At 52.7% G+C, this 17,068-nt stretch carries 14 protein-coding genes, 2 tRNA genes and 4 rRNA genes; 12 read left to right on the forward strand and 8 right to left on the reverse strand.

The genetic code is table 11. The features are described from left to right. Positions 1–26: 26 nt before the first annotated feature. Both fmt and def read right to left on the reverse strand, forming a co-directional pair. Complete coding sequence (gene fmt / locus IAI47_RS02285; RefSeq protein ID WP_008927126.1) at positions 27–971, reverse strand: methionyl-tRNA formyltransferase; 945 nt, start codon at positions 969–971, stop codon at positions 27–29. A 20-nt stretch (positions 972–991) separates the two neighbouring features. Further along, positions 992–1,504 carry a peptide deformylase gene (gene def / locus IAI47_RS02290; RefSeq protein ID WP_003852348.1) on the reverse strand — a complete coding sequence of 171 codons (513 nt, stop codon included), beginning with the start codon at positions 1,502–1,504 and terminating at the stop codon, positions 992–994. Between the two features lie 115 nt (positions 1,505–1,619). Between def and dprA the strand changes: the two genes are divergently transcribed. From dprA to IAI47_RS02320, 6 genes are read left to right on the forward strand one after another with little or no spacing between them, the layout of a single operon-like run. Further along, positions 1,620–2,744: a DNA-protecting protein DprA gene (gene dprA, locus IAI47_RS02295; protein WP_008927125.1), complete on the forward strand. Its 1,125-nt coding sequence runs from the start codon at positions 1,620–1,622 to the stop codon at positions 2,742–2,744. Then, on the forward strand, positions 2,716–3,189 hold the full coding sequence (gene smg, locus IAI47_RS02300) for a DUF494 family protein Smg (RefSeq protein WP_003852344.1): 474 nt from the start codon (positions 2,716–2,718) through the stop codon (positions 3,187–3,189). Before dprA ends, smg begins: the two co-directional genes overlap by 29 nt. A gap of 24 nt (positions 3,190–3,213) precedes the next feature. Beyond that, positions 3,214–3,762, forward strand: coding sequence for a topoisomerase DNA-binding C4 zinc finger domain-containing protein (locus tag IAI47_RS02305; protein WP_003852341.1), 549 nt, complete (start codon positions 3,214–3,216; stop codon positions 3,760–3,762). Positions 3,763–3,765: 3 nt separating this feature from the next. After that, complete coding sequence (tsaC, locus tag IAI47_RS02310) at positions 3,766–4,338, forward strand: L-threonylcarbamoyladenylate synthase type 1 TsaC (RefSeq protein ID WP_003852339.1); 573 nt, start codon at positions 3,766–3,768, stop codon at positions 4,336–4,338. 3 nt (positions 4,339–4,341) lie between these two features. Next, positions 4,342–5,160, forward strand: a complete 819-nt coding sequence (aroE, locus tag IAI47_RS02315; RefSeq protein ID WP_008927124.1) for a shikimate dehydrogenase — start codon at positions 4,342–4,344, stop codon at positions 5,158–5,160. Next, entirely contained in the window at positions 5,157–5,414 is a 258-nt protein-coding gene (locus IAI47_RS02320; RefSeq protein ID WP_003852334.1) for a DUF1488 domain-containing protein, read from the forward strand. Before aroE ends, IAI47_RS02320 begins: the two co-directional genes overlap by 4 nt. Here IAI47_RS02320 and IAI47_RS02325 read toward each other — a convergent pair. Continuing rightward, positions 5,381–5,935, reverse strand: a complete 555-nt coding sequence (locus tag IAI47_RS02325) for a gamma carbonic anhydrase family protein (RefSeq protein WP_003852332.1) — start codon at positions 5,933–5,935, stop codon at positions 5,381–5,383. The genes IAI47_RS02320 and IAI47_RS02325 overlap by 34 nt on opposite strands. A 491-nt stretch (positions 5,936–6,426) precedes the next feature. Here IAI47_RS02325 and IAI47_RS02330 point away from each other — a divergent pair. The 6 genes from IAI47_RS02330 to rrf (IAI47_RS02355) all read left to right on the forward strand — a co-directional run bounded on the left by IAI47_RS02330 (position 6,427) and on the right by rrf (IAI47_RS02355) (position 11,824). Further along, positions 6,427–7,967: ribosomal RNA gene (locus tag IAI47_RS02330) — 16S ribosomal RNA — on the forward strand. 88 nt (positions 7,968–8,055) lie between these two features. Further along, positions 8,056–8,130 (forward strand) — tRNA-Glu (locus IAI47_RS02335). A gap of 230 nt (positions 8,131–8,360) precedes the next feature. Next, a 23S ribosomal RNA gene (locus IAI47_RS02340) occupies positions 8,361–11,268 on the forward strand. Positions 11,269–11,468: 200 nt separating this feature from the next. After that, positions 11,469–11,584, forward strand: a 5S ribosomal RNA gene (gene rrf, locus IAI47_RS02345). A 14-nt stretch (positions 11,585–11,598) separates the two neighbouring features. Then, positions 11,599–11,674 (forward strand) — tRNA-Thr (locus IAI47_RS02350). A gap of 34 nt (positions 11,675–11,708) precedes the next feature. Continuing rightward, positions 11,709–11,824, forward strand: a 5S ribosomal RNA gene (gene rrf / locus IAI47_RS02355). The 16S, 23S and 5S rRNA genes sit together here with 2 tRNA genes alongside, the layout of an rRNA operon. A 221-nt stretch (positions 11,825–12,045) precedes the next feature. On the opposite strand, the gene IAI47_RS02360 is transcribed toward rrf (IAI47_RS02355), so the two are convergent. From IAI47_RS02360 to fis, 5 genes are all read right to left on the reverse strand, one after another. Continuing rightward, a complete protein-coding gene (locus IAI47_RS02360) occupies positions 12,046–12,807 on the reverse strand; it encodes an amino acid ABC transporter ATP-binding protein (protein WP_003855214.1) in 762 nt (253 codons plus the stop codon). An 8-nt stretch (positions 12,808–12,815) separates the two neighbouring features. Beyond that, complete coding sequence (locus tag IAI47_RS02365) at positions 12,816–13,916, reverse strand: amino acid ABC transporter permease (RefSeq protein WP_003855220.1); 1,101 nt, start codon at positions 13,914–13,916, stop codon at positions 12,816–12,818. 15 nt (positions 13,917–13,931) lie between these two features. Beyond that, positions 13,932–15,110: an amino acid ABC transporter permease gene (locus IAI47_RS02370; protein ID WP_008925815.1), complete on the reverse strand. Its 1,179-nt coding sequence runs from the start codon at positions 15,108–15,110 to the stop codon at positions 13,932–13,934. A gap of 67 nt (positions 15,111–15,177) precedes the next feature. Beyond that, positions 15,178–16,203, reverse strand: coding sequence for an amino acid ABC transporter substrate-binding protein (locus IAI47_RS02375; protein WP_003855224.1), 1,026 nt, complete (start codon positions 16,201–16,203; stop codon positions 15,178–15,180). 546 nt (positions 16,204–16,749) lie between these two features. Further along, complete coding sequence (gene fis / locus IAI47_RS02380; protein ID WP_003855228.1) at positions 16,750–17,046, reverse strand: DNA-binding transcriptional regulator Fis; 297 nt, start codon at positions 17,044–17,046, stop codon at positions 16,750–16,752. Positions 17,047–17,068 lie beyond the last annotated feature (22 nt).

The following is a 17,068-nucleotide window of genomic DNA, read 5'->3' on the forward strand; positions in this document are numbered from 1 at the left end:
GCCCGGTGAGTGACCGGGCCTGAGAGTCAGTCCAGAAGGGTTCCAGGTTCAAACCATTCCCGGCGCGAGTTGAGAAGATCCTGAGCCGACATCGGTTTTTTACCGGCGGGCTGCAACTGCAGTAGATTCAGTACACCCTGAGCGGTCGCCACCTGGATGCCACGTTTATCCGCATGAATAATTTCACCCGGCGAACGATCGCTGTGAGGCAGAACGCTTGCCTGCCAGACTTTCACCGGTTGATCATCAATGGTGAAAAAGCTCATCGGCCACGGGTTAAACGCGCGAATACAACGTTCAAGCTGTTCTGCTGAGAGTGTCCAGTCAAGACGAGCTTCCTCTTTACTGAGCTTCTCAGCATAGTTGGCCTGCGCTTCATCCTGTTTTTCAGGTGTAGCCTGCTGAGTGCTCAGTAAGGTCAGCGTATCCAGCAGTCCCTGTGGTCCAAGTTCAGCCAGCTTATCGTATAGCGTTGCACTGGTATCCTGGGCAGTAATCGGACAGGCAAGCTTGTGCAGCATATCGCCGGTGTCCAGCCCCACATCCATCTGCATGATGGTCACGCCGGTTTCGCTGTCGCCAGCCCAGAGCGCACGTTGAATCGGTGCGGCTCCACGCCAGCGTGGCAGCAGTGAACCATGAACGTTGATGCAGCCCAGACGTGGCATATCAAGCACGGCCTTTGGCAGAATTAATCCGTAGGCCACAACAACCATCACATCAGCCTTAAGGTCAGCAACCAGCTGCTGATTCTCTTCCGGTCGCAGTGACTTAGGCTGATACACAGGAATGTCATGTGCCATCGCCAGCGTTTTGACCGGGCCTGGGGTTAATTTGTTACCGCGACCCGCCGGGCGGTCGGGTTGGGTGAATACACCGATAACCTGATGTTCAGAAGCAAGCAGCGCGTCAAGATGACGCGCTGCAAAGTCAGGTGTGCCGGCAAAGATGATTTTTAGCGGGGCAGACACGTGTATCCCTTCTTAAGTTCTCAGGAAGCCTGGGCGTTCTGACGCGCCAGTTTCTCTAACTTAGTTTTGATTCGTTGCCGCTTCAGAGGCGACAGATAATCGATAAACAGTTTGCCTTCCAGATGATCGATCTCATGCTGGATACAGATGGCCAGTAACTCGCTGGCTTCCAGCTCGAAACTGTTACCGTCACGATCAAGTGCACGGACTTTAACCCGCTCGGCACGTGGAACAAATGCGCGCTGTTCCGGAATTGAGAGGCAACCCTCTTCAATACCGGTTTCGCCGCTTTTTTCCAGCAGCTCAGGGTTGATCAGAACTAAACGCTCTTCACGACTTTCAGAGACATCAATCACGATAATGCGCTGATGAATATCGACCTGCGTAGCGGCAAGACCGATACCTTCTTCGGCATACATCGTCTCGAACATATCATCAACGATACGCTGAATGTCTGCGTTAACTTCTTTAACGGGCGCAGCGACTTTGCGAAGACGCTCGTCAGGGAAATGTAATACCTGCAAAACTGACATAAATATCCAGATCTGTATTCGGTTAAGAAAAGATTACTACCTCATATTGTAGACTTTTCGAGGCCTGATTGACAGCATTGTGCAGCAGGAAGCAAGGGCGATCAGGGAGTCTGAGATGGACAAAATAGCGCAGTATGTGCGGCTGGCAGCCGTCACTGGAATGACAGGGAAACGCTGGATTGACGTCGCACAGCAGACAGGTGGCCAGGTAGCAGATAAGGAGCAGCTTATCCGATTAGGGTTAGATGCCAGTCAGCGCCAGCAATATTATGATTTCAGTGCAAAAAAACTTCCAGAATTGTATGACTGGCTGGCACAGAGTCCGGCTCATCATCTGATTACTGCGCTGGACGCGGCCTATCCAGCCCGTCTCAAAGAAACGAGCCGCTTTCCGCCACTGCTCTATATTCATGGCGATCCTGCTGTGATAAGTACTCCTCAGTTAGCGGTGGTGGGGAGTCGAAACTGTTCACATAATGGCCGTTACTGGTGCGACTGGTTTACTCAGCACTTAAGCCTCAGCGGTCTGACCATTACCAGCGGACTGGCCCGGGGTATTGATGGTGTTGCACATAAGGCAGCACTCAACGTGAAGGGCAAAACGGTGGCTGTGCTGGGCAGTGGGTTACAAAATCTCTATCCTAAAAATCATGCCGACCTTGCCGCAGAGATTGTTGAGCAGGGTGGTGCTGTGATTTCTGAATTTCCGCTGGCGACCCTGCCGCATCCGGCGAATTTTCCACGCCGTAATCGTATCATCAGCGGTCTGAGTCATGGGGTGCTGGTGGTAGAAGCCTCGCTGAAGAGTGGCTCACTGGTGACGGCACGTTATGCGCTGGAGCAGAATCGCAATGTCTATGCCTTACCTGGCGCGATCGGCAATCCATTAAGCGAAGGCGTTAACTGGCTGATTCAGCAGGGTGCGCTGCTGGTGGCCCACCCCAATAACATCGTGGAAGATCTGGCTGGTGCGCTGAACTGGCTGCCAGCGACACAGGCTGACGAAATTTATTCTGAGGTGAGTGACGATGCTCCATTGCCATTTGCTGATGTGTTGGCTAACGTAGGTGATGATGTTACACCTGTTGACGTTGTCGCTGAACGTGCCGGCCAATCTGTGCCAGTTATCTCAGCTCAGTTGCTGGAACTGGAGTTAGCAGGATGGATCGCAGCTGTACCCGGCGGCTATGTCCGATTGAGGAGGGCATGCCATGTTCGACGTACTGATGTATTTGTTTGAGACATATATCCACAACGAAGCAGAAATGGGTGTTGATCAGGACAGATTGACAGACGACCTGACGGATGCCGGGTTCCATCGTGAAGATGTTTACAGTGCGCTGAACTGGCTGGAAAGACTGGCTGATTATCAGGAAGGGCTGGTTGAGCCAGTTTTACTGACAAGTGATCCGCTCTCCATGCGTATCTATACCGACGAAGAGAGCAAGCGTTTAGATGCTGATAGCCGTGGTTTTCTGCTGTTCCTGGAGCAGATTCAGGTGCTGAACCTGGAAACCCGTGAAATGGTCATCGAACGTATCATGGCGCTGGATACCTCTGAGTTTGACCTGGAGGATCTCAAATGGGTGGTGCTGATGGTGTTGTTCAACATCCCGGGATGTGAAAATGCCTATCAGCAGATGGAAGAACTGCTATTCGACGTCAATGAAGGTATGCTGCATTAAATTTCCTTTCATGCATTGATCGCTATGAGTAAAGCTGCACTCTTCACCGTGCGTAAACAGGATCCCTGCCCCGCTTGCGGGGCAGAACTGGTTATTCGCTCCGGTAAACATGGTCCTTTTCTGGGCTGCGCGAACTACCCGGCTTGCGACTACATTCGACCTTTAAAAGGTCAGGCCGATGGCCACGTGGTCAAAGTGCTGGAAGGCCACGCTTGTCCAGAATGTGGTGCGGATAAAGTGCTGCGGCAGGGACGTTTTGGCATGTTTATCGGCTGCAGCTGCTATCCGGAATGCGGATACACCGAAACCATCGATAAACCGGATGAAACCTCGCTGGCCTGTCCTCAGTGCCATGAAGGCCGGTTAGTTCAGCGGCGTTCCCGTTACGGCAAAACGTTTCACTCCTGCGATCGCTATCCCGCCTGCCAGTTTGTTGTGAATCTGACACCCGTTGCCGGAATCTGTCCTTATTGTGAGTATCCACTGTTAGTTGAAAAAAAGACGGCGCAGGGCATTAAACGATTCTGTGCCAGTAAGAGTTGTGGCAAAGCCATCGCTGAAGAGAATTCATAGATCATGGAAAATCAACACCTCGCCGATTCATTTGAAAATTGCTTAGCGCATCTGAATCGTCAGGCGGTCATCGCCTATCCCACTGAAGCTGTATTTGGTCTGGGCTGTGACCCTGACAGTGAATCTGCCGTCATGGCCTTGCTGGCGCTGAAACAGCGTCCGGTAGAAAAGGGACTTATCCTGATTGCCGCTGATTACACCCAGCTTGAACCTTATATCTCCGCACGCGAACTTTCGGTGATGCAGCGTGAGCGGATGTTTGCATGCTGGCCCGGTCCTGTGACCTTTGTCGTCCCCGTTCCACCACAAACCCCTCGCTGGCTGACCGGGCAGTTTGATTCGCTGGCCATTCGCGTCAGTGACCATCCCGATGTGCAGGCGCTTTGCCGCGCATTTGGTAAACCGCTGGTTTCAACCAGCGCAAATCTGTCGGGTCTGCCTCCCTGCCGCACGGCGGAAGAAGTGAAGCAACAGTTTGGTGAGCACTTCCCGGTTCTGTCGGGAAAAACCGGTGGCCGCCTTAATCCCTCTGAAATCCGCGATGTGATTAGCGGCGAACTTATACGTCAGGGTTAATTCATGGATCAATTCGCCGTTTTCGGTAATCCCATCAGCCACAGTAAATCTCCGCTGATCCATCAGGTTTTCGCTGAGCAGACGGGTATTGAACATCGCTATGGTCGCATCTGCGCCCCGATTGATGGTTTTCCCCAGGCGCTCTCTGCCTTTTTTGAACAGGGAGGTCGTGGTGCCAATGTGACGTTGCCTTTTAAACAGCAGGCATGGGAGTTTGCCGATCAGCTGAGTGAACGTGCAGCCCTGTCCGGCGCGGTAAACACGGTGAAAAAACTCAGTGATGGTCAGATCCTGGGGGACAACACGGATGGCATTGGCCTGTTAAGTGACCTTGAGCGGCTTAAGATGATCAACGCTGGCGACAATGTATTGCTGGTGGGCGCGGGCGGGGCTGCTCGCGGCGTCATTCTGCCATTGCTTTCAGCGGGCGTGACACTGACCGTCGTCAATCGTACAGCTGCACGCGCTGAAGAGCTGGCGACGCTGTTTGGAGAGAATGGGCCTATCCGGGCATGTCGTTTTGAACAGCTGACGGGTCAGCACTTCGATCTGATCGTTAATGCCACTTCAAGCGGTGTGAATGGAGAAACGCCTCCTTTACCTTCTGACGTGATCCATTCCGGCGTGCAGTGCTATGACATGTTTTACCAAAGCGGGCTGACGCCTTTCCTGCGCTGGTGTCAGGGGCATGGCACGAATCATCTGGCAGATGGTTTGGGTATGCTGGTGGGGCAGGCTGCTCATGCCTTCTATATATGGCACGGAGTAATGCCAGACATTGCTCCGGTCATTGCTCAGCTTAAGCAGGCCATGCAGTCGTGAATCAGGCGATACAGTTCCCTGATGATGAAGCCTATGATGCTGAACTCAAGGCGGTCTGTTTCCCGGTACTGGTCAACGGCATGCGGCTGAACTGTGCAATCAGCTGTGAGTCGTTGATATCACGTTTTGGTGAAGGAGAGGCGATGGCGCTGTTTCAGCACCATCGCTGGGATCTGGAGGATGAGGCGGAAGAGGCTATCCGTCAGGATAACGTTGATGCTCAGGGCTGGGTCTGGTTAGCGTCAGCCAGGTAATCATCTTTCCAGCCCACATAGTTGTTAGCGGAATAGCGTAACCCTTCTTTTTCGCTGTCATTAAGCGGCCTGATTTGCTTCACCGGACTCCCCAGATAGAGATAGCCACTCTCCAGTCTTTTACCTGGCGGCACCAGACTGCCGGCACCAATCATCACCTCATCTTCTACTATTACGCCATCAAGCAAAATCGATCCCATTCCGACCAGCACGCGATCGCCAATGGTACAGCCGTGCAGCATCGCTTTATGGCCGACCGTGACCTCCTCGCCAATAATAAGAGGGAAGCCTTGCGGATTGGCTGCAGATTTATGCGTAACGTGCAGAACACTGCCGTCCTGCACATTGGTTCGGGCACCGATCCGGACCTGATTCACGTCACCCCTGATCGCAACAAGCGGCCAGATGCTGACGTCATCCTCCATAATCACATCACCAACGACAACACTGCTTGAATCGACCATAACGCGCTGGCCAGTTTGCGGGAAAAGATCTTTATAGGGGCGTAGGGCGGAAGTCATCATGTTCTCCTTTGTTCTGTTTTCACTGCAGCCTGATGCGATTTTACACAGCTGACAAGCCAATTCTGACCCGGATCGCTGGTGATCTCATCAATCTGGATCATTTATAACCGTTCAGATAAAAGATCCAAAAAAAGGGTTGTGCTCTGAAACGGGATCCCTATAATGCGCCTCCATCGACACGGAACACCGGCAACGGGAAGCGGGTTGAGAGGCACAGGAGACTGCGCCGCCGGAGAAAAACTTCTGAAATAGAGGTTGACTCTGCAGGAGGAAAGCGTAATATACGCCACCTCGCGACAGGACGCTAACGCACTGTTCGCACTGCTCTTTAACAATTTATCAGACAATCTGTGTGGGCACTCGCAGGATTGATATCAGCGTCTCCGGACGTAAAAAAATATCAAAGCCTCACGAGTGAACACATAATGAAATTCATTATGACGTTTTACAGATGAGCACCGCTTAACTTGTTTAAGCAAATCAAACTTAAATTGAAGAGTTTGATCATGGCTCAGATTGAACGCTGGCGGCAGGCCTAACACATGCAAGTCGGACGGTAGCACAGAGAGCTTGCTCTTGGGTGACGAGTGGCGGACGGGTGAGTAATGTCTGGGGATCTGCCCGATAGAGGGGGATAACCACTGGAAACGGTGGCTAATACCGCATAACGTCGCAAGACCAAAGAGGGGGACCTTCGGGCCTCTCACTATCGGATGAACCCAGATGGGATTAGCTAGTAGGCGGGGTAATGGCCCACCTAGGCGACGATCCCTAGCTGGTCTGAGAGGATGACCAGCCACACTGGAACTGAGACACGGTCCAGACTCCTACGGGAGGCAGCAGTGGGGAATATTGCACAATGGGCGCAAGCCTGATGCAGCCATGCCGCGTGTATGAAGAAGGCCTTCGGGTTGTAAAGTACTTTCAGCGGGGAGGAAGGCGGTGAGGTTAATAACCTTACCGATTGACGTTACCCGCAGAAGAAGCACCGGCTAACTCCGTGCCAGCAGCCGCGGTAATACGGAGGGTGCAAGCGTTAATCGGAATTACTGGGCGTAAAGCGCACGCAGGCGGTCTGTTAAGTCAGATGTGAAATCCCCGGGCTTAACCTGGGAACTGCATTTGAAACTGGCAGGCTTGAGTCTTGTAGAGGGGGGTAGAATTCCAGGTGTAGCGGTGAAATGCGTAGAGATCTGGAGGAATACCGGTGGCGAAGGCGGCCCCCTGGACAAAGACTGACGCTCAGGTGCGAAAGCGTGGGGAGCAAACAGGATTAGATACCCTGGTAGTCCACGCCGTAAACGATGTCGACTTGGAGGTTGTTCCCTTGAGGAGTGGCTTCCGGAGCTAACGCGTTAAGTCGACCGCCTGGGGAGTACGGCCGCAAGGTTAAAACTCAAATGAATTGACGGGGGCCCGCACAAGCGGTGGAGCATGTGGTTTAATTCGATGCAACGCGAAGAACCTTACCTACTCTTGACATCCACGGAATTCGGCAGAGATGCCTTAGTGCCTTCGGGAACCGTGAGACAGGTGCTGCATGGCTGTCGTCAGCTCGTGTTGTGAAATGTTGGGTTAAGTCCCGCAACGAGCGCAACCCTTATCCTTTGTTGCCAGCGCGTGATGGCGGGAACTCAAAGGAGACTGCCGGTGATAAACCGGAGGAAGGTGGGGATGACGTCAAGTCATCATGGCCCTTACGAGTAGGGCTACACACGTGCTACAATGGCGCATACAAAGAGAAGCGACCTCGCGAGAGCAAGCGGACCTCACAAAGTGCGTCGTAGTCCGGATCGGAGTCTGCAACTCGACTCCGTGAAGTCGGAATCGCTAGTAATCGTGGATCAGAATGCCACGGTGAATACGTTCCCGGGCCTTGTACACACCGCCCGTCACACCATGGGAGTGGGTTGCAAAAGAAGTAGGTAGCTTAACCTTCGGGAGGGCGCTTACCACTTTGTGATTCATGACTGGGGTGAAGTCGTAACAAGGTAACCGTAGGGGAACCTGCGGTTGGATCACCTCCTTACCTGAAGATACCTTCCCGCGCAGTGTCCACACAGATTGTCTGATAAAAAGTAATGAGCAGGACGGCTGCGAAGTCGTGACACTATCGTGTCCCCTTCGTCTAGCGGTTAGGACTCCGCCCTTTCACGGCGGCAACAGGGGTTCGAATCCCCTAGGGGACGCCACCTGCTTGGTGACAGGTGAAAGGTGTCTCCATACAGTATCTCAAAACCGTTCTGGTTGCGTAAGCAGCCGTGGCGCGTTTGAGATATTTGCTCTTTAACAATCCGGAACAAGCTGAAAATTGAAACGACGTGTCGTTTTCATTCTCCGTAATAAGAATGAAAAGCGCGACATGTTCGAGTCTCTCAAATGCTTGCAGCTCGCAGCGTTGTAAAACGCCTGTGGGTTGTGAGGTTAAGCGACTAAGCGTACACGGTGGATGCCCAGGCAGTCAGAGGCGATGAAGGACGTGCTAATCTGCGTAAAGCGACGGTAAGGTGATATGAACCGCTACAGCCGTCGATGTCCGAATGGGGAAACCCGGTGCACTCTGTGCATCATTGCAGCATGAATACATAGTGCTGCAAGGCGAACCGGGGGAACTGAAACATCTAAGTACCCCGAGGAAAAGAAATCAACCGAGATTCCCCCAGTAGCGGCGAGCGAACGGGGAGCAGCCCAGAGCCTGAATCAGCATGTGTGTTAGTGGAAGCGTCTGGAAAGTCGCAGGGTACAGGGTGATACTCCCGTACACAAAAGCACACGTGCTGTGAGCTCGATGAGTAAGGCGGGACACGTGGTATCCTGTCTGAATATGGGGGGACCATCCTCCAAGGCTAAATACTCCTGACTGACCGATAGTGAACCAGTACCGTGAGGGAAAGGCGAAAAGAACCCCGGCGAGGGGAGTGAAACAGAACCTGAAACCGTGTACGTACAAGCAGTGGGAGCCTTCTTTATGGGGGTGACTGCGTACCTTTTGTATAATGGGTCAGCGACTTATATTCTGTAGCAAGGTTAACCGTATAGGGGAGCCGCAGGGAAACCGAGTCTTAACTGGGCGTTAAGTTGCAGGGTATAGACCCGAAACCCGGTGATCTAGCCATGGGCAGGTTGAAGGTTGGGTAACACTAACTGGAGGACCGAACCGACTAATGTTGAAAAATTAGCGGATGACCTGTGGCTGGGGGTGAAAGGCCAATCAAACCGGGAGATAGCTGGTTCTCCCCGAAAGCTATTTAGGTAGCGCCTCGTGAACTCATCCTCGGGGGTAGAGCACTGTTTCGGCTAGGGGGCCATCCCGGCTTACCAACCCGATGCAAACTGCGAATACCGAGGAATGTTATCACGGGAGACACACGGCGGGTGCTAACGTCCGTCGTGAAGAGGGAAACAACCCAGACCGCCAGCTAAGGTCCCAAAGTCATGGTTAAGTGGGAAACGATGTGGGAAGGCACAGACAGCCAGGATGTTGGCTTAGAAGCAGCCATCATTTAAAGAAAGCGTAATAGCTCACTGGTCGAGTCGGCCTGCGCGGAAGATGTAACGGGGCTAAACCATGCACCGAAGCTGCGGCAGCGACACTATGTGTTGTTGGGTAGGGGAGCGTTCTGTAAGCCGTCGAAGGTGTGCTGTGAGGCATGCTGGAGGTATCAGAAGTGCGAATGCTGACATAAGTAACGATAAAGCGGGTGAAAAGCCCGCTCGCCGGAAGACCAAGGGTTCCTGTTCAACGTTAATCGGAGCAGGGTGAGTCGACCCCTAAGGCGAGGCCGAAAGGCGTAGTCGATGGGAAACAGGTTAATATTCCTGTACTCGGTGTTACTGCGAAGGGGGGACGGAGAAGGCTATATCAGCCGGGCGACGGTTGTCCCGGTTTAAGCGTGTAGGCGGAGGGTCCAGGTAAATCCGGTCCCTTATCAACGCTGAGGCGTGACGACGAGGCACTACGGTGCTGAAGTGATAAATGCCCAGCTTCCAGGAAAAGCCTCTAAGCATCAGGTAACACAGAATCGTACCCCAAACCGACACAGGTGGTCAGGTAGAGAATACCAAGGCGCTTGAGAGAACTCGGGTGAAGGAACTAGGCAAAATGGTGCCGTAACTTCGGGAGAAGGCACGCTGGCGCGTAGGTGGAGGGATTTACTCCCCGAGCCGAAGCCAGTCGAAGATACCAGCTGGCTGCAACTGTTTATTAAAAACACAGCACTGTGCAAACACGAAAGTGGACGTATACGGTGTGACGCCTGCCCGGTGCCGGAAGGTTAATTGATGGGGTTATCCGCAAGGAGAAGCTCTTGATCGAAGCCCCGGTAAACGGCGGCCGTAACTATAACGGTCCTAAGGTAGCGAAATTCCTTGTCGGGTAAGTTCCGACCTGCACGAATGGCGTAATGATGGCCAGGCTGTCTCCACCCGAGACTCAGTGAAATTGAACTCGCTGTGAAGATGCAGTGTACCCGCGGCAAGACGGAAAGACCCCGTGAACCTTTACTACAGCTTGACACTGAACATTGAGCCTTGATGTGTAGGATAGGTGGGAGGCTTTGAAGCGCGGACGCCAGTTCGCGTGGAGCCAACCTTGAAATACCACCCTTTAATGTTTGATGTTCTAACGTAGGCCCGTGATCCGGGCTGCGGACAGTGTCTGGTGGGTAGTTTGACTGGGGCGGTCTCCTCCTAAAGAGTAACGGAGGAGCACGAAGGTCAGCTAATCACGGTCGGACATCGTGAGGTTAGTGCAATGGCATAAGCTGGCTTGACTGCGAGAGTGACGGCTCGAGCAGGTGCGAAAGCAGGTCATAGTGATCCGGTGGTTCTGAATGGAAGGGCCATCGCTCAACGGATAAAAGGTACTCCGGGGATAACAGGCTGATACCGCCCAAGAGTTCATATCGACGGCGGTGTTTGGCACCTCGATGTCGGCTCATCACATCCTGGGGCTGAAGTAGGTCCCAAGGGTACGGCTGTTCGCCGTTTAAAGTGGTACGCGAGCTGGGTTTAGAACGTCGTGAGACAGTTCGGTCCCTATCTGCCGTGGGCGCTGGAGAATTGAGGGGGGTTGCTCCTAGTACGAGAGGACCGGAGTGAACGCACCACTGGTGTTCGGGTTGTCATGCCAATGGCATTGCCCGGTAGCTAAGTGCGGAAAAGATAAGTGCTGAAAGCATCTAAGCACGAAACTTGCCCCGAGATGAGTTCTCCCTGACTCCTTGAGAGTCCTGAAGGGACGTTGAAGACTACGACGTTGATAGGCCGGATGTGTAAGCGCAGCGATGCGTTGAGCTAACCGGTACTAATGACCCGTGAGGCTTAACCTTACAACGCCAGAGGCGTTTTTGAGAGACACAATTTTCAGCCTGTTACCGGATAATAATTTGCGGAAACGAAAGATTTTGCGGCGTGACGAGGCGCAGAGCGAAGACATCAGCGGGAGCATACTGAAGTATGTGACCGGTGTGGCTGAGCGATGGCAACGCGGTCATGACGTAAAAGATTCGTTTCGTGCACAAAGAATTTGCCTGGCGGCTTTAGCGCGGTGGTCCCACCTGACCCCATGCCGAACTCAGAAGTGAAACGCCGTAGCGCCGATGGTAGTGTGGGGTCTCCCCATGCGAGAGTAGGGAACTGCCAGGCATCAAATTTAGTGTGCTGATATGGCTCAGTTGGTAGAGCGCACCCTTGGTAAGGGTGAGGTCCCCAGTTCGACTCTGGGTATCAGCACCAGTTAAGACACGAGTTCGGTAAATAAAAGAATTTGCCTGGCGGCTGTAGCGCGGTGGTCCCACCTGACCCCATGCCGAACTCAGAAGTGAAACGCCGTAGCGCCGATGGTAGTGTGGGGTCTCCCCATGCGAGAGTAGGGAACTGCCAGGCATCAAATAAGAGAGAGCCCTTCGCGTATGCGAAGGGCTTTTTTCGTTGTGGCAATCCACTTTCATTGTGGAAGTCCGCAATAAAACACCGTCATAGCAGTCCATCACTCTTCGCGTTCATCATCAGTGCATCAGTGCATCCACGCAATGAGCGCATTCAGACAGTTTTCAGGCCATAAAAACCCGGCACCAGGCCGGGTTGTAAGATCACTGAGCCAGTAATCAGTGAATAACCTGCGATAAAAACGCCCGTGTGCGCTCCGATTTAGGGTTCGCAAAGAACTCCTGCGGTGGCGCAACTTCGACGATCTCACCCCGATCCATAAAGATCACCCGGTCAGCCACGGTGCGGGCAAAGCCCATCTCATGGGTGACGCACAGCATGGTCATCCCGTCTTCAGCCAGACCAATCATCGTATCCAGCACCTCTTTAACCATCTCAGGATCCAGTGCTGACGTTGGCTCATCAAACAGCATAATTTTAGGCTTCATACAGAGTGAGCGGGCGATGGCGACACGTTGCTGCTGTCCACCAGAGAGCTGGCCTGGAAATTTATGGGCATGCTCGGCAATGCGCACGCGTTCCAGATAATGCATGGCCAGTTCATCTGCTTCCTTCTTAGGGATCTTTCTCACCCACGAAGGTGCCAGCGTACAGTTCTGCAATACGGTCAGGTGCGGGAAGAGGTTAAAGTGCTGAAATACCATGCCTACTTCGGTGCGCACGCGCTCAATGTTACGCACATCATCGTTCAGGTGGATACCGTCAACAACAATGCGACCCTGCTGATGCTCTTCCAGATGATTAATACAGCGGATCGTCGTCGATTTGCCGGAGCCGGAAGGCCCGCACAGCACGATGCGTTCACGGGGTTTGACCTGCAGGTTGATGTCTTTCAGTACGTGAAACTGCCCGTACCATTTATTCACGTTCTCAAGCGAAATCATCAACGCGTCGGAAGTGTGTGTCATAGAGTCAGTCATGTAAAACCTCAGTGCGATGTACGCCCGGTGTGAAAGCGCTTTTCCAGATACTGGCTGTAGCGCGACATGCTAAAACAGAAAATCCAATAGACCAGTGCAGCAAAGACATAACCTTCAGTCGACATCCCCAGCCAGGTCGGATCGACCGTTGCCTGCTGGACGCTGCTGAACAGATCGAAAAGACCAATGATGATGACCAGGCTGGTATCTTTAAACAGTGCAATAATGGTGTTAACCAGACCGGGAATGGTGAGCTTTAATGCCTGTGGCAGAATCACCAGCATCTGCGTCTTCCAGTACCCCAGCGCCAAAGACTCGGCTGCTTCATACTGGCCTTTAGGCAGTGCCTGAAGACCACCGCGAACCACCTCTGCCACATAGGCGGACTGGAACAGAATGACGCCCACCAGTGCGCGCACCAGCTTGTCGATATTAGTACCTTCAGACATAAACAGCGGCAGCATCACTGATGACATAAACAGCACCGTAATCAGCGGCACGCCACGCCAAAACTCAATAAAGATAATCGACAGCGTGCGGACCACCGGCATACGTGAACGACGGCCAAGCGCCAGCAAAATACCCAGCGGCAGCGCACCGGCAATACCGACCGACGCGATAATCAACGTCAGCGTTAATCCGCCCCACTGACGTGTTTCGACACGCTCCAGCCCCAGATACCCGCCATACAGCAGGAACCAGACAATCACCGGATAGATCACGGCCCATGCCGCAATGTAGCGTCCACGATACGGCAGGCTCTTCAGGAACATCGGCACAATCGACACCAGGCCGATCACCAGCGCCAGATTAATACGCCAGCGCAACTCATGCGGATAAAGCCCATACATGAACTGGCCGAAACGCGCATGGATAAACACCCAGCAGGCTCCCTCTTTGGTGCAATCGGCGCGCGTGGTACCAATCCAGTTTGCCTGAAAGACCAGCCAGTTCAGCGCGGGCGGAATAACGTGCCAGATTACCCAGATGCAGAACAGCGTCAGTAACGTGTTAAACCAGCTGGAAAATAGATTTTTACGAGCCCAAAGCCAGGCGCGACTGACAGGCGTCGTCGGGACGGGGGGCGTTTCATGCGTAGTCACAGACATAGTTATCCCGTTCTCTTAACGCTCAACCAGCGCAATTTTGCGGTTATAGAAGTTCATAAGCATCGATATCAGCAGACTGATAATCAGGTAAACGCCCATCGTGATAGCGATCGTCTCAATGGCCTGACCAGTCTGATTGAGCACCGATCCGGCAAACAGCGACACCATATCGGGATAACCGATAGCGGCGGCGAGTGAGGAGTTCTTTACGATGTTCAGATACTGGCTGGTCAGCGGCGGAATAATGACGCGCATGGCCTGAGGGATGATGACCTGGCGCAGCGTTACCGGATTCGGCAGACCCAGCGACCGGGCGGCTTCATGCTGCCCATGCGGCACAGACTGAATTCCTGAGCGGATCACTTCAGCGATAAACGACGAGGTATAGATCGACAGTGCCAGCGTCAGTGCCGCCAGCTCCGGTATCATCACCGAGCCGCCGCGGAAATTGAATCCACGCAGTTGCGGCACATCCCAGTGCATCGCTGCGCCAAACCCAAGATGCGCAAGCAAAGGAAAGAGAATCAGCATTCCAACGGCTGCGGGCCAGGTGCGACGTAACTCACCGGTTTTTAACTGGTGCTGGCGGTTAAAGCGGTACAGAGCATAGCTCACCGCTACCGCCAGAAGCAGTGCGATAACAAACGGCCAGCTGCCAGGTGCATAGGTCGGCCACGGCACATAAAGTCCGCGATTACTGACATACGCCAGATCAAACGCATTCAGCGCCTGGCGTGGGCCTGGCAGATTGCGTAAAACCGCGAAGTACCAGAAGAAAATCTGAAGCAAAGGCGGGATATTACGGAAAGTTTCAATATAGATATTTGAGAGCTTCCGCAGCAGCCAGTTGTCAGACAGGCGGGCAAGACCGACCGCGAATCCGAGAATCGACGCGAAAACAATACAGAGCGCAGAGACCAGCAGCGTGTTGGTTAATCCAACCAGAAACACGCGCGCGTAGGTATCTCCCTCCGTGTACTCAATAAGATGCTGAACGATGCCGAAACCGGCAGTGCGTTCAAGAAATCCAAACCCCGATGTAATGCCGCGATTGTCCAGGTTAATAATGGTGTTATGCACCAGATAACCCACCACACCAAGCACCGCGACGACGGCGATGAGCTGATAAATCCAGGCGCGAACCGTGGGATTACCAAATGAAAAATCCCTTTTCACGGTTGGGCGTTGTGACATGTTGAAACCTCAATACGAGAGCTGGGGCAGGGCACCGCAGAATACAGTGCCCGATTGGAGAGGTCTGTTAACGTACCGGTGGTGCGTACTGGATACCGCCCTGATTCCACAACGCATTCTGGCCACGTGCGATCTTCAGTGCGCTATCTTTACCGACGTTACGATCGAAGCTTTCCTGGTAGTTACCCACCTGCTTAACGATGTTGTAGGCCCACTTATTATCCAGCTTCAGATCTTTACCAAAATCACCTTCGGCACCCAGGAAGTGTGCCATGTCTGGTGTCGTTGGTTTGGCTGTCATCTGGTCGACGTTTTTCGAGTTAATACCCATCTCTTCCGCATTCAGCATGGCATAGAGCGACCATTTGACGATGGTGAACCAGTCATCATCACCACGACGTACCAATGGCCCCAGCGGCTCTTTGGAGATCACTTCTGGCAGAACAATAAAGTCGTCAGGCTTGCCGAGCTTAATGCGTAAGGCGTAAAGCTGAGACTGGTCAGATGCCAGCGTATCGCAGCGTCCACTATCCAGTGCTTTCGCAGATTCATCAGAGCGGTCAAAGGTCACTGGCGTATATTGCATTTTGTTGGCTTTAAAATAGTCCGCCACGTTCAGCTCGGTATCGGTACCTGACTGAATACAGACCGTCGCGCCATCCAGCTCTTTCGCACTTTTCAGGCCGGCTTTCTTGTGAGTCAGGAAGCCGATACCGTCATAATAGTTCACGCCCGCAAACAGAAAGCCCATGCCGCCATCGCGCGATGAAGTCCAGGTGGTATTGCGTGAGAGCACATCCACTTCGCCTGACTGCAGCGCGGTGAAGCGCTCTTTCGCAGTCAGCGGGGTATATTTCACTTTGGTCGCATCGCCAAACACAGCGGCAGCCGTCGCACGACACACATCTACATCGATACCGGTAAACTTGCCACCCGCATCTGCGTAGGAGAAGCCCGGCAGGCCGTCACTGATACCACATTGAACAAAACCTTTTTTCTTTATCGCATCCAGAGTGGTGCCTGCGTGTGCTTGCTGAGCAAGGCCAACCAGTGAGGCGGCGGCGATCAGCGTAGAGAGCATCATCTTTTTCATAAAGCATCCTGTGTGGCGGGATCATGTTGTTATGTTTGCGCACTTTAATGTGCGTTTTTTTCCTGTCTATGGCGGTCAGCCATCCACGACTTTGCAAAGCTGATGCCAGTTTTGCAGAATCCTGAATTCATATGAAAGAACGGTTAATATTCGGAAGTACTTAGAAAGTTTCGCTAATATGGCGCACCAAAAGGAAGCAATGCGAGTCGACTCGATCACAATTAGTGCAAATAGTTTCACTATATGGGAGCAGTGTGAGCAATCGCTCATGCATATATGTACGAAGGGGTGATATTGCTTTTTTAATGCGTAGAAAGTCACATCCCCAGCACTGGCAGGGGTTTGGGCTGGGTGATTTTCAGAAGAGAGATTAAGTCAAATCAGCACAAGCAAAAGCGAGAAGGTGAAATATCACGCCAGCAATTGCAACTATAGTTACCATATTACCCGCAAATGTTTCACTGGTCTGGCGATGAATTTGTGTGAACAGGCACAAATAAAAACGCCAGCCCGAAGGCTGGCGTGATTAACAGACAGAACTAAAAATCAGTTCATGCCGTATTTTTTCAATTTCTTACGCAGCGTACCGCGGTTGATACCCATCATCAGGGCAGCACGGGTCTGGTTGCCACGGGTATACTGCATCACCATGTCCAACAGAGGCTGCTCGACTTCAGCCAAAACCAGCTCATACAGGTCGCTCACATCCTGACCATTCAGTTGAGCAAAATAGTTCTTCAGTGCCTGTTTAACCGAATCACGCAAAGGTTTTTGAGTTACCTGATCCTGTGAGTTAACGGTAGAAACGGTCAGTACGTCAGAATTTACGCGTTGTTCGAACATAGTTCTTTCAGCTCTTTATTTC

Origin of the sequence: Pantoea sp. MT58 (assembly GCF_014495885.1) — a bacterium.
GTDB lineage: Bacteria > Pseudomonadota > Gammaproteobacteria > Enterobacterales > Enterobacteriaceae > Pantoea > Pantoea eucalypti.